This is a genomic window from Segatella oris, from assembly GCF_900637655.1.
Lineage (GTDB): Bacteria > Bacteroidota > Bacteroidia > Bacteroidales > Bacteroidaceae > Prevotella > Prevotella oris.
This window is the reverse complement of record NZ_LR134384.1, coordinates 2,304,102-2,318,354: the sequence shown is the minus strand read 5'-3', so window position 1 is coordinate 2,318,354 and position 14,253 is coordinate 2,304,102. Positions and strand designations below refer to the sequence as shown.

General features: G+C 46.0%; 7 protein-coding genes. All 7 read right to left on the bottom strand.

The window, feature by feature from the left end; genetic code table 11:
- Positions 1-4 precede the first annotated feature (4 nt).
- Positions 5-2,365, bottom strand: coding sequence for an alpha-L-rhamnosidase-related protein (locus tag EL210_RS09620; RefSeq protein WP_231291709.1), 2,361 nt, complete (start codon positions 2,363-2,365; stop codon positions 5-7).
- Positions 2,366-2,432: 67 nt separating this feature from the next.
- Positions 2,433-4,103 carry an alpha-amylase family glycosyl hydrolase gene (locus EL210_RS09615; RefSeq protein WP_004372353.1) on the bottom strand — a complete coding sequence of 557 codons (1,671 nt, stop codon included), beginning with the start codon at positions 4,101-4,103 and terminating at the stop codon, positions 2,433-2,435.
- Positions 4,104-4,178: 75 nt separating this feature from the next.
- Complete coding sequence (locus tag EL210_RS09610; RefSeq protein WP_004372355.1) at positions 4,179-6,410, bottom strand: glycoside hydrolase family 3 C-terminal domain-containing protein; 2,232 nt, start codon at positions 6,408-6,410, stop codon at positions 4,179-4,181.
- A gap of 15 nt (positions 6,411-6,425) precedes the next feature.
- Positions 6,426-8,597 (bottom strand): alpha-N-acetylglucosaminidase, encoded by a 2,172-nt coding sequence (locus EL210_RS09605; RefSeq protein ID WP_018921177.1) that lies wholly within the window; start codon positions 8,595-8,597, stop codon positions 6,426-6,428.
- A 105-nt stretch (positions 8,598-8,702) separates the two neighbouring features.
- A complete protein-coding gene (locus EL210_RS09600) occupies positions 8,703-10,619 on the bottom strand; it encodes a beta-L-arabinofuranosidase domain-containing protein (RefSeq protein ID WP_018921178.1) in 1,917 nt (638 codons plus the stop codon).
- Between the two features lie 2 nt (positions 10,620-10,621).
- Complete coding sequence (locus EL210_RS09595; RefSeq protein ID WP_025879838.1) at positions 10,622-11,566, bottom strand: metallophosphoesterase; 945 nt, start codon at positions 11,564-11,566, stop codon at positions 10,622-10,624.
- 168 nt (positions 11,567-11,734) lie between these two features.
- The gene (locus EL210_RS09590; RefSeq protein WP_026286009.1) at positions 11,735-14,098 is read right to left on the bottom strand and encodes a glycoside hydrolase family 3 C-terminal domain-containing protein; all 2,364 of its coding nucleotides are present in this window, start codon (positions 14,096-14,098) and stop codon (positions 11,735-11,737) included.
- Between the last annotated feature and the right edge of the window lie 155 nt (positions 14,099-14,253).

Sequence of the window (14,253 nt, the reverse complement as noted above, 5' to 3'; positions counted from 1 at the left end):
AATATTATTCATAGTTGTTTTCGTTTCGGCCGCCATGTAGCGGATAGATTTTGCCGCGCCATACGAATTCGCCACTTACGTGCTCAGGAAGTTCTATCACGGCTTTCAGTGTTTGGCCGGAAAGTCGATAGTTTACACGAATATTGCCTTGAGGATGCGGAATACTGCCCGACAATTGTTTGCAGTTGCCCGGATGGGGAGCTATTCGCACGCTGGCAAAACCCGGCGAAGTGCTTTCAATACCGAGCATGATGCGATATACCTCAATATTGGGGGCGGCACCCCATGCATGGCAGTCGGAGCGTGTATGGGCGAGGTCGGAAGTTTCGGCCCATGTGGTGAGTCCCTGTTTGATGTTTTCGCGGTAAATATCGAGCCATTGGAGATAATTGTCCCCAAGATTCGCTGCGTGGAGAGCTGAGTTGAGATAGAAGCTGAAGTAGACAGAGCATGGAGCCAAACTCTTATCCTCTAATAGCTGATGTGCGATGGCCGTGATTTCGTCGGTTTTTGTTATTTTGGCGAGAATGGCCAGTGCGTTGGTATGTTGCGAGAAATGGCGATGGTTAGAGTCGTCTGCAAACAGCCCTCGCGTTGTATTCCAATAGCTTGAACGGATGGAGATAGCAAGACGTTGTGCCGCAGTCTCGTACAGCTTGGCCATGGCGGGCATGCCGAGTTGGCTTTCCAAGTCGGCAGCGGCTTGATAGGCCAAGAGTAGGAATAGGTCGGCTGTGGCTGTAGCACCTTCCGAACCTTTTGGCCCTTCGCCCGGGTCTCCCCACGCGGCTACCCAGTCTATGAAGTTCCATCCAGGTGTTTCTTTGAGCCGACCGTCGGGCAACTGCCATGTCTTAAAATAATCCAGAATCTGTCTTACACCCGAAAGTTTACCACGGACAAAGTCGAGATCGCTCCCGTAGCGCATATAATCGTGCAACGAGAGGATATAGATGAGCGAGTAGGTGGGGATATTTTGCTCCATGGTAGAGGGGTATTGGCTCATGGTGAAACCTTCTGGACGGCGCGACCAGTCGGCCATGTCTAGGAAGCTTTTGACCAGTCGGTCGTCGCGCGAGTTGAACAGGGTGATAAGAGCTTGGATACGTGAGTCGCCAAGATATTGCAGTTGTTCATAGTAGGGGCAGTCCATGTAGGTTTCCCAAGCACATAGGCGTGCCGTATGCCATCCTGTTTGAAGAATGCGTTCGAGTTCTTTGTCTTGGCATTCGAATGTAGATGCCAATTGTAGGGGGTAGCCGGTGAAGATACCATAAAGGTCGTACAGAGTGAGAGGGGCATCGTGCGTGTTAATGGTCAGTTGCACGTAGCGATATGTACGCCACGAGAGTGTACGATAGATTTGCCGTTCTTTACCGTTGCTAATGATACTATCTTTGACACCGCGCATCAGCTTGCCGTTTACCACATTGCGGTTAGACTTGGTTCCCTTCGTATCGTCCCACAGGCATTCGCTGTAGGTAAGCGACATTTCTGCGTCTCGACCGTATCCGAATGCGAGATGTACGTAGGCATTGGTTTCTTGCTTGTTGTCTATGAGGATGGTAGCTTTGGTGTGGGCAGGAATAGTAATGGATGTTGGAGCGTTGAGGAATGTTTTGGGTAGTTTCAAGGTAGATTGTCGTACTTTTGCCATGCGCTCCATACGCCGCTCCATCTGTAGAATGGTGGAGGGCATCAATTGCCAGACAGATGGATAACCATAGATATAAGAGCGGTCGGCATAGGCGGGGAGGGCGAGTACTTGTGCGGGACGCCATTTCGACAGGTCGCATGTGGTATCGCACCAATGAGCTATATGCTGATGCATATTGAGAATGTCGCAGGGACCTACAGCCATAAAGGCGGCTACTTTGGTATTGAGTGGTTGATAGCCACGGTCTTGTATGCACAGCCATGATGGATCGGTGTTGAGCTCTGCTCCTATGGCGTCAAGCGCATGTAAATAGAAGGCTGTACGATGGGTATATAGCGAGAGTGCTCGTTTTTCACCTTCGTTGATGATCATGGCTGCCACAACATTGTTACCCGGCTTCAGATAGGGTTTTAAATCTACTGTTTCGTAGTGCCAGTGATGTAAATCACCTTTGGCTGGGCCGGCCGAAGCCAGCTGCCCGTTGACGTATAGCTCGTAGCGATTGTCGCCGCTTACCTCTACGCGCATGGCTGCCGGTAGCTGCGTCAGGTTCAAGTTCTTTCGGAAATAGTAGACGCCATAGTCGTGAGCCGACGTTTGTGGTACGGCAATCCAATAGGCTGGTTTAGCAGTCGCGGATGCCGTTGCACGTGCCTGTACAAGGGTAAGAATGAGTAAAAGGAGTATGAAACGATATTTTTTTGCCATAAGATGGTAATTGTTTAGATAAATCGTGATGTTGTTCGTCACCATCGAAGTGTTCGACGGTAGGCAATTATTGTTCGCTCAACACCACAGCGCTGATGCCTTTCATTTTCAGTTGCAGCGTGGCAGCTGAGGTGTGGCATCGGATGTGACCAGTCTGCAATACCTGAGTTACTCTGCCGGACTTCGACAACGGAATGGCGGCGGTGACCGACCGACTGGATGGATTGATGGCTACATAGTAGACAGAGCCTCCCTTGGAGCGTTTGTAGACCATAGGGTAGGGCTGTTTGGCATCGCTTACCAGCAGCCAGTCGCCGGTATTGCCGATGGCGTCTGCCGACTGGCGGAGTCGGATGAGCCGTCGCACATAGTGGAGCAACGATGTCGTGTCGGCCTCTTGAGCTTCCACTGTAAGTTTTCCCTCCTCGGTATCGACGGGGAGATAGAGTTGTCGGGAATCGCAGTCGGAGAATCCTGCGTTCTTACCTTTGGTCCATTGCATCGGCGTGCGACTCCCCGAACGTATCCCACTGCCTTCCTTGCTGGGTAGATAGAGCTGGTATTTCATGGCGATTTCATCGCCATAATAGATGAATGGAACGCCCGGCATGGTGAGCAGGAAGGTTATCAGCACTTTCAGTTGATCGGGCGTGTTGCGCGTACCGATGTTGGGGCGTTGGAAATCGTGATTGGCCGATGGCAGGGCGATGTAGCCCTGATGTTTGGTCGCCTCGTAGGCCTCGGTGTAGTTTTTGATGAAAGGGAACAGCGTGCCCTTGCCTTGCCTATCGAAATAGCAGCACTCGTGCGTATCCCAATCGCCCCACGGGGTGCCTTTAGCAAAGAACATGGGGATGTAGGCCTTCACGCCGAAGTGTATCATGAAGTCGATGTTGAATCCGGCAGGGATGGCCTGCATCGGATCCGACCACTCTGAAATGAGCACCGAGTTGGGGTAGTTGCTGTCTTTCCAATGATTGATTTCTTTCCACAGCTTGCGCACCGCCGAACCGTCGGGGTCGTTTTTGATGAGCGATGCCGCCATGTCTACCCGGAATCCATCTACACCCTTGCCCAGCCAGAAGGCCATGATGTTGAGCAGTTCGCGCTTGACAGCCTGCGGTCCCGGGGCATCCGGCGTTTGCTCCCACGGATGAGAGGCGTCTGGATGGGCGAATCCGTAGTTGAGGGCCGGCTGGCATTCGAAGAAATTCTTCTGATAATACTTGCCTCGCGGCGCATTCGCCTCCACGAAGTTGCCGCGTGCCCCAAAGAGATTCTCTCCCTCTTTCTTGCGCAGCTCGATGTCCCGCTTCTCGGCATCGCTCACAGAGTCAGTCCAGATGTAATAGTCGCTGTAGCGAGAGTTGGCATCACCTGCTGCCGACTCCTGAAACCATTTACACTTATTGCTGGTGTGCCCGGCTACCAAGTCTAGACAGATCTTGATGCCACGCCGGTGGGCTTCCTTGATGAGCATCACCATATCGGTATTGGTTCCGAACCGCGGGTCTATCTTATAAAAGTCGATGATGTCGTAGCCACCGTCAAACCATCCCGATTCGAATACCGGATTAAGCCAGATGGCATTGAACCCTACAGACTGTATATAGTCGAGTTTTGAGATGATACCCTGCAAATCGCCAATACCGTTGCCATCGCTGTCCATATAGGATGATGGGTAGATCTGATAAAACACAGCGCGTTCCAGCCACTTCGGACTCTGCATGGCCACCATGCTCAAAGTCGAGAACAGAAGAATGGAACTAAGGATTGAATAACGTTTGAGAAAGTATTTCATGCCGTATTTGTTTTATTTTAGCAATGTGAATTTTACATGAGATGCAATTTTGTCGGATGCCGTTCCTATCAGCGCCTCAAAATGTCCGGGCTCTGCCACCCACTGCTGTTGACGGTCATCGTAAAAACTTAGTGCATCTTTGCCAATGGTGATACTCACGTTTCTGCTTGCCCCCGGTTGTAGGAAAACTTTCCGGAAACCTTTCAGTTCTTTCACCGGTCGGAGCAGGCTGGCCTCTTTATCTTTTATATATAGTTGCACAACCTCGGAACCGGCACGTTGACCGATATTTTGCACCGTGATGGTAAAGGTAATGCTATCGCTTGGCGTCATTGCAGATTTATCTGCTTTTGCTTCTGATAGTTTGAATGCCGTATAGCTTAAGCCGTGCCCAAAGGCGAAAAGCGGACGTACATGGTGCTTGTCAGCCCAGCGGTATCCCACAAAGATGCCCTCCTTGTATTCCACGTCAATAACTTTGTGGTCGGCACGCCATGTACCCGGATAGGTTCCAAGCGCATGGGCTGGGACATCGTTAAGTCTGACAGTCCACGTATAAGGCAACTTGCCCGAAGGATTGGTTTCGCCGACAAGGATGGAGGCTATCACATTACCGGCTTCACTGCCTTGATACCAAGCTTGTATGATACCGGATACACGCTCTACCCATGGCATAGCCACCGTATTGCCAGAGATATTAACAAACACAATGTTCTTGTTAACCTTGGCCAAGGCTTCTACGAGTTGGTCTTGCTGATAAGGCATACTATAATTCTTACGGTCGTAACCCTCGCAATCTTGATATTCACTCTTATTGAGACCGCCGAAAATTAGTATATAATCAGCTCCATGTGCCTTGGTCACAGCCTCGTCCATAAGTTGCTGTGGCGTTCGGCTGTCTCGAATATCCTGCCCCACGCTGGCTCCGTTAAACATGGTGACGGTATCGCCCACATAGCCACGGGCAAAGTCGAGCTGCACCCTCGCCTTGTCAGTATATCTACGCAGTGCATCAAGTGGCACAATTTCGTGCTTGGTACGTATTGACGACGAACCGCCACCCGCCGTCATCATCTTAATGGCGTTCTCACCGATGACGAGAATGCGTTTGCCCGGTTTTAATTGCAAAGGGAGTATTTGGCGCTCGTTTTTAAGGAGCACTACTCCCTCTTCGCCTATACGGCGTGCTACAGCAAAATGCTCATCGCTGGTCAATGAACCGGGTTCGCGATAGGTCATGGTGGTGCGATAGAATAGTCGGAGCACCCGGCGTACCTTATTATCAAGGCTTTCCATCGTATAGCGTCCCTCTTCCAAGCCTTTGCGGTAGGCATCAGCAAGATAATAACGGTTATAATGTTTGCTATCGCCGTATTTCTTTCCATCAGTCCATGTACCGAACTCTATGTCAAGACCATGCCTTACGGCTCCCTCTGTTTCATGTGTAGCTCCCCAATCGCTCAACACCACGCCGTCATACCCCCAGTCGCCTTTTAATACCTTATTGGTGAGATATGCGTTGTAAGTACACGATTGGTCTTTGTAGCTCGGATATGCCCCCATGATACCCCAGACGTGTCCCTTTATCACTGCTTCTTTGAAGGGGGCAAGATAGATTTCGTGCAAGGCACGGTCGTCAACAATGATGTTTTCTTCAATACGGTTATTTTCGTCCTGATTGAGTGGATAATGTTTCACACAGGCAGCCACTCCATTGCTTTGTATACCCTGAATATACGGAACTGCCATCTGTCCAGCTAAATAAGGGTCCTCGCCCATGTATTCGAAATTACGGCCATTGAGGGGAGTGCGATAAATGTTAACGCCGGGGCCTAAGACCATATCCTTTCCTCGATAACGTGCTTCCTCTCCAAGGCTCTTGCCAAAAAGATAGGCCACTTCCGGATTCCATGTTGCGGCCAAACAGGTAAGTGCAGGGAAGGCCACACAGGAATCGTTTGTCTGGTTGGCGTCGGTCCACTCATCCCATAGTGTATTGGTACGAATGCCATGAGGACCGTCAGATGTCCAAAAGTCTGGAAACCCTAGGCGTGGAACGCCTGCCGAACTAAACTTGGATTGCGCATGGATGACTTTAAGTTTTTCGGTCAAAGTCATACGACTAAGTGCATCCTCTACACGCTCTTCTATATTCTTCGTACGATCCAAATAAGTATGAACTTGAGCTATGGCATAGTTTCCCAACAGCAATGCTATAGTAAGCAAGAGTGCTTTATTTCTCATATTTCTTTTTTGTTATTATTCTACAATATTTTTAGCATCTTGAATAAGCTGAACAGCTAGACTTATTTTGTCTTTGGTAAGTGCAGGCTGACTTAATCCTTTTTGATTCTCGACAAAATCTAATTCCCAAGTGGAAAAGTCGAATGGTTTGCCACTACGCTTTTGATTGAAATAGTGCTTCCAACGAGGTAAATAGTAGTCGCGAATGAGTCCGGCCCAAATACGAGCAGAGTAATCATCGATGGGAGGTCCCCATACAGTCACAATGCGACGCGCATTACTCTCATAGCAATCTGCCTTATTGTAGCTTACACCGCGAGCACGCGCATAGTCTATCCATTTCTGCATGTCCTTCGTGGGATGCCCTTGTAAAACGAGATCCATACCGGTCATCAACCTATAGAATCTTGTTTCCAACTGATTCGCATTGATAGTGTCTTGGCTTTCGTATGCTTTATCAATCTGCCGCACAAGAATCTCGACTTTACCACCTAAATAGTTAGCTGCCATCTCTTTAAAATCTGCTTCAAAGAGTTTATTCCCTTTCATCTGAGACAGCATCCCAGCCATTATTTCTACGGCATGATAGAAGTGGTTGTCTAAGTCTACACTTCCATATTTTTCTTTTCCGGGGCGGAATTGCCAGTTGAAGCGGGGATGACTCTTGAAAGAGCCATATACCGACTGAAGCATTTCGTTCCAATATTGCTCCATGCCTATAGGGTAACAACCATAACGACTGTATGTATAATTGCGCAGCCAAGGCCGAAGCTCAACTCCTTGTTTCGCCCACCCGGCATCACAGAGAAGCTCATATACTACTTCATTGTTCTCAATACCTTCCGGTGCAAATCCGAAACCAATAAGTTTACCGCGGTTTTGAGAATTCAAAGCCTCTAAATGACCTTTGGCATAGAAGTCAAGCGCACCTGTAAGAGCCGACTTCCCCCCCATGTTAGGTATGACGCTATAGATCCATTGTTTGCCGCAGAAGCCTTTGTAGAAGTCCCAGTTGAAAGGCGTTTTCCATAAAAACTTATTATAATCGACAGCCAAGTCTAGCATAATCATCTTATTATCTGGTACTTGAGATACCAAGGCATTCAGCGTCTTGTAATCCCAGATTTCCGGCTGGTAACCAAACATCCAACCTTGCATAACCCAAGTAGCGGAAGGATTGGCTTCCTTGATGCATTGATAGACTTTTTTCCCAAAATCAGCCATAAACTCGTAACGTTTGGGATCATCCTTTGGAGGAAATGGAATGTCCATCTCGTTGAAACTATCAATTAAATAGAAGTCGCATCTTCCAAATTCTTTTTCCCATTCCTGAATGAACATTACACCAATTTTATGAAATAAAGGGTCTGCAGGTGAGAGGATATAATTATGGAAAGCCTTTTCCCATGTAGTATATTGAATGTCTGCAGTTGGGTAAAGTTCTTTTAAAGCCTCTGGAACAAAACCGGCAAAGCCGGGGCATATAGGATGCATATCTAATTTACGCATTCTATCCAGTATTTTGTGCTGTAGGGCTATTTGGTCTTGATGCCATTGATTTGATAGTGGTCCGTCAATACCATAAATATTCCCCATACGAAGCCAAGGAAGATGAGCCGGGCCTGTAAAGAAACGACCAATTACTTCGTCTGAAAGCCCTATTTTCTTAAACACTCTTGCAAGAATGGCTTCATTGGCAGTAAGCGCCAAAGGTATGTCAATGCCATGAAAGGCCATCCAGTCTATTTCTTGTTCCCATCGGTTCCAATCCCAATACGGCATCGTATAACCAAAAGTCACAGCATTGAAATAATAGTGATACTGAAAAGGAGATGTAACAGAGCGAGTCTTACTACCGTCAATCTTTGTTGGAATATTACACCGATTTCCAGTCCAGCTCATGATGCCATACTCATTTTGTCTAATCCAATCGTAATATCCGTGACAAAGTGCAATAGGACTATTGGCAGATATGGTTAACTTTCCATTTGAGACCTGCTGGTTGAAAGTCTCTAACTGCCCTTGCTTGCGGGGAATAAGCCTTAGATTTATGTCATCACGATGAGAAAACCTTCTAATAATATTTCGGACGACTTCAAGTTTCTGTTGTGCTGTAACCTGTGCTATTGTTGGTACAGAAGAGAACCATAAGCAAAGTAGTATATATATCTTTTTTTTATATTTCATTTCATATTGTTACAAAGATAGTTGCGAGATTAATACAGATTCCTTTCCCCCTTATTCTCTATTGATATGTTGGAAAAAGAAGAGGGAAATCTCGTCTTATATTCCTTATTGTAAAATTGCAGGGTTAAATAACTGTGGCATCCAAACTTTAAAAAATGGGTAATCATCTTTTTGTGAAGAATTACCGGCTGAGGCATAGTCACAGAGTCCTACAAGGATAGCCGGAGCACCATCTTCTGTATATGCTTCTGGTTGGAATTTTGCCATAAACGACATCCAAATATCGGTATTCTGTGTATTTGTGGCTTCGAGCAATATCTGCTGTTTGTCATCTACGACTGGTGTTAAGAAAGCCTCTAGGCCGGGACCGGTAAGCCGTTGGTCGCGAGCCAAGACGATGGGGCCGCGGGTAATTGCCACATATTCCGGGTGTTGACCTAAACGATGTACAATACCGGGCATATCAAACTCAATACTTATTCTGTCGCCATGATGCCATGTACGAGAGAGTTCCAGATACTTCCCTGCTTGTACATGCTCTACTGCAACATCATTAACAATTACTTTTGTGGCTGTACTCCATTCAGGAATACGAAGCCTTATCGTTATGTTCTCAGCCTTTTTGAGTGAAAGTAGGAAAGACATCTTATTATTTTTAGGATATTCTCCTTCTAGTTTTAAAACCATTTGCTGATGTCGGGGAGTCGTCAGTTTATAGTCTCCTGCAATATAGAGATTGACATCAACTCCTTTGGCAGAAGTAAGAACTGCGGTTTGGGGTATTACAAAGAGACCGCGTGGACCACTTGCATTACAACAATTCAAGCCCATGCCGCATTGCTCAGAACCGGGTAAACGTTGACCTGAAAGCGGAGTGTATTTAGCCCAATCACTGGCATCGGTACGCATTGCCCCAAGTAATGCATTATAGAATGATATTTCAACTGCGTCTGCATATTTTGTGTTACCAGTGAGAAGCAGGAGCTGACGGCTTAACTTAATCCATGTTGCCGTGACACAAGTCTCTTGGAAGTGGCGAATAGGCATATACTGTAAGTGCTTACCACCAAACCATGACTCCATCGATGCGCCAGAACCGGTAATATTAATCTCTGTATCGTAGATATTCTGCCACACTTGTTCTACAGCAGATAGATATTCCGTATTGCCCGTAAGTCGATACATTTCAAGCAGTCCCTCGTAGCATGACATCATTTCATAGGCTTTGGCACCTTGTTCCCAGCTATACCATTTCGCTGCAGTGGGCTTCGGGAATCGACTAGCTACATCAATACCGGCTTTGGAAATAAGCTTTGGTCCTGTGGCGCTCTCCCAAAGGCTTATAATCTCTTTAGCAAAATCGAAGTAACGCTTATTACCTGTATAGCGATAAAGATAGCAAATGGGTTTGAGTACAGATGAAGCTGCCATGCCATGTTGATTTCCTAACTCAACGATGGTAGATTTGCTATGATGCAATTCGTTTATGAGATAGTCGGCTTCACGGCACGCGGCATTAAGAGCCTTCTTGTCATGAGTTACCCCATAGGCATCAAGTAAGCCCAGAATACAATACTTGCGTCCCCAGATATCCCATTCCTGCAAGTGTGTCTCGTCGGTGTAGTTACCTATGTAACCACGGCTGTCTTGGGTCTTAATAAGCTTGTCTACAGCCTCTTGTATACGCGAAATCATAGCGTTGGATGGGCGGTATTGGTAGGCCAACACGGCAGAATTCATCCATTTACCCCAAAACTCGCTTTGCCATAGGTGTGTCTCGTTGTGATGACAGAATGGTTCGACTAATTTATCTACACTTTGTGCCAAGACGCGGTTTTCGTATGATTGTCTAAACCTATTGCCTATATACCCCATGAAAGTTACATGCTCTATAGGCTGTTGCTTGTCTTGTATTGCCAGTTTTATTTTCTCATAATTACCTGCTGTGGCTGCATATGGAAAAAAAAAGCAGAACAGAAGTCCTGCTTTCATACTCTTGTTGATAGTTCTCATACCGTTCATACTTAGAGTTTTGGTTTAATTGTGGTGAAACCTTCTATCTTATAATGGGTATTCTCCGGTTTAGACTTCTTGAAGTAGGGAGAGTACAATTCGCAATCTACAGTACCTTTGTCAAGGTCGAAACGCATCAGGCGCAGATAGCCACCACCATATTCTACATTTTGGTAATTCTGCAACATCTGGTATATTTTGTTGTGATTCACACCCTCATCTACCTTGAATGACGAGAAACCTACGTGTCCGCTAATAACAAATTTGATATTAGGATGTAATTTAACCAAGTTATCGAAGATATACTGTGGACTTGAATCGCCATAACCTGCATTGTTTTTCACGATCTCACCCTTCCCATTGAGGTAATAGTGTGTAAGAATAATAACATTATGCTCGTGATACTTTTTGACAATCTTGTTTGCCCACTCTACCATTTCCGGACGAGGACAAAACTCCAATGTCACTACCAACCAATAGGTGTTGCCAGTACGGAATGTATAATAAGCGTTATCGCTCTTGCCGGGTTCATATGTACCTCGCTGTGCACGGAATCTATAGGTTGGGAAATAAGAGTTAAACTTAGATGTCTTACGTACATTTGTATGCGTGTCGCCGGGTGCGGCAGACCCATTATATTCTTGTACAGCCTCATTATCATGGTTACCTAATGTAATGGCGTAATCAATATGAGCACTATCCAGACGAGCAAATCCTTGGCTAGCCTTATCCCAGTGGGTGAGATTATCGAAATTAACGACATCTCCCACGTGTAATACCATAGGGATATTCTCTTTCTTTTGATTTTGGATAATCCAGTCCAACTGGCTATTAAACATACCCATATTAGAATCTATTTCGCTCTGTGAGTCGGGGAAGACTGGAATGGTGAATTTCTGAGCAAAGGTCGTCATACTCAACATCAATAGGCATGCGGTTAATAGGTTCTTTCTCATATCTGTTTGTTTATTTTTAGTTATTTGATATTAGGAAAAATTATCTAGGTTTGTGGTACAAAGATAAATGGTATTTTCCATTCTCAACGTAAATTTTTGATATAACAACTTTATAATATGGTAAAAAGGGCTGTTGGTATACAGTTTCCAATCCCGTTGAGAAATGCTCTACTTCACAATCTTATGAATAGGATGCTGAGGAGCGAGAGCCTGTGAAACCGTTTCGGTATAGCGAGGTAGTGATAGCGTTGCTGTACCACGAATGTCGTTGATGTTAGAACCTACCATTAATCGGTATGTACCTGCATCAACAAGCCACTGACTGCCGGCTTCATCAAAACTAGCCAGATCTCGTACCTGCATACTCATGGTAATATTCTCGCTTTCGCCGGCTTGTAGTAATCGGGTCTTGGCAAATGCTTTCAACTCTTTTTCCGGTTTTGCCATCGTACCTTTGGGGGCTGCAACATAGAGTTGTACAATTTCCTTGCCGCTATTTTTTCCTGTGTTCTTAACAGACAGAGTTACTTCTATCTTGTCGCCTTGACGGCGTACACGAGGCTGTCCGTATTCAAAACTTGTGTAAGACAGACCATATCCGAATGGATAGGCCACTTGGCGTTTGAAACTATCGAAATAGCGATATCCTACCCATATATCTTCTGCATGGTTCGTATAGTCTCGAGTGGACATTCCTCCTCCCTTGCTAGTCCAATCTTTAAAGGTGACATAGTGGTAAACAGTCATATTATCATCCTGTGGGAAATTGGCTGTTGATGGATGGTCTGTGGCAAAAATAGGCCACGTCATTGTAAGTTTTCCCGATGGGCATACTTTGCCAGTGAGAATATCTGCTATTGAGTTGCCTCCTTCCTCTCCGGGTTGCCATGCCACAAGAATAGCATCGGGAAGGGCATTCCAGCTTGCAGTCTCAATGACACTACCAGAATTGATGACCACTATCACACGTTTGCCAATACGATGGTAGGCTGCGCATACCTGCTCTATCATATCTTTTTCAATGGGAGATATATTGAATTCTTTTTCAATACTGCGATCTATTCCTTCTCCTGCTTGGCGTGTAAGTGTAATGATAGCAATATCTGAAGAATCTGCTTCTGCCTCTATTTGGCGTTGGGATATTGCTAACTCTGGCAGTTTCTGATCGCCCATCTCTGGCTTCTCAAACCAGCATGCAGGGTCACGATCTGCCTCTCGCTTAATCTTAGCAAAGTCTATGTACTTCTGATACATTCTTGTTAGGTTGGCTGTACTGCTAATGCCTGCATTTTTTAGCCCTGTTACCAAGTCTATAATATAAGGTGTATGCACACATCCCGAACCTACACCGCCCGATAAGAAATGGTAAGAGCCTACGCCATATAGTGCTACCGTCTTTACGTTGTGGAAGGGTAGTGTAGAAGCTGTATTCTTGAGTAGGACCATTCCTTCTGATGCTGTTTGACGTGTAATTGCAGCATGAGCTACAAGATCTGGTTCGTTAGTGGCTGCATAGCGGCGGAAGCTTGAAGTCTTGACGATATATTCGAGCATGCGGCGTACATTTCTGTCTACATCTTTAATATCCAGCTTTCCGGCTTTTACAGCAGCTTCAATATCAATCACTTGTTCTACCTCACCGGGTTCGAACAGGTCATTGCCGGCATGTACTTGCGATGCCACAGACAATCCCTCACGGCGACCTATCCAGTCGGTCATGACGATACCGTTAAAGCCCCAATCTTGTCCGAGTATCTTGGTTAAAAGGTCATAATTACCTTGTGCAAATGTACCATTGATACGATTGTAAGCACTCATCACTGTCCATGGATTACTTTCGCGTATGGCAATCTCAAACCCACGAAGATAAAGCTCGCGTAATGCACGCTGGCTCACACGCTCATCTACTCTGCTACGATTAGTCTCCTGAGAATTGGCTGCAAAATGTTTGATACTGACTCCTGTTCCTACGCCTTGAACACCTTGAACATACGCAGCGGCAATCTTTCCTGTGAGTAAAGGGTCCTCGCTGAAATATTCAAAGTTTCGCCCGCATAGTGGGTTGCGATGCAGATTCATACCTGGACCCAGAATGACGTCACAGCGATAATCGCGTGTCTCTTCTCCGATGGCTTGCCCCACTTGTTTAACCAGTGCTGTATTCCATGTCGATGCGAGACAGGAGCCTACGGGAAAACCTGTAGCATAGTATTTCTTTTGTGAACCTTGGCGGTTTACATCAATGCGGACACCGGCAGGTCCATCGGTCAGAATCGTTTCGGGAATGCCGAGTCGTGGTATGGCAGTAGTATTGCCTGCAGCTCCGGGTACTAATGTTGCTGAGCCTCCGACAACTGCCGAAGAACTCTCAAAATTATTTGCATTGCCTACGAGCAGCATAGCCTTCTCTCTAAGTGTCATCGCTTTCAACACTTCATCAATATTGTTTGTATTGAGTTTAGGTGCCTGCTGAGCTAGTATCGAAGCAGGCAGGAATAGGAGCGATATAATGGTTGTATAGACTGTTTTCATATTTTTTGTTTTGAATGAGTAATAGTTTTTCATAGTATTTTATGATGGATTTCTGTGGATAGACTGTTTAAGCGGAGTTGAATTGCCAAGATAAAAGAAGAATGTTTGCAAAACTAATGTCTTGAACAAAAGAGTTACAAACATTCTCTCAATCT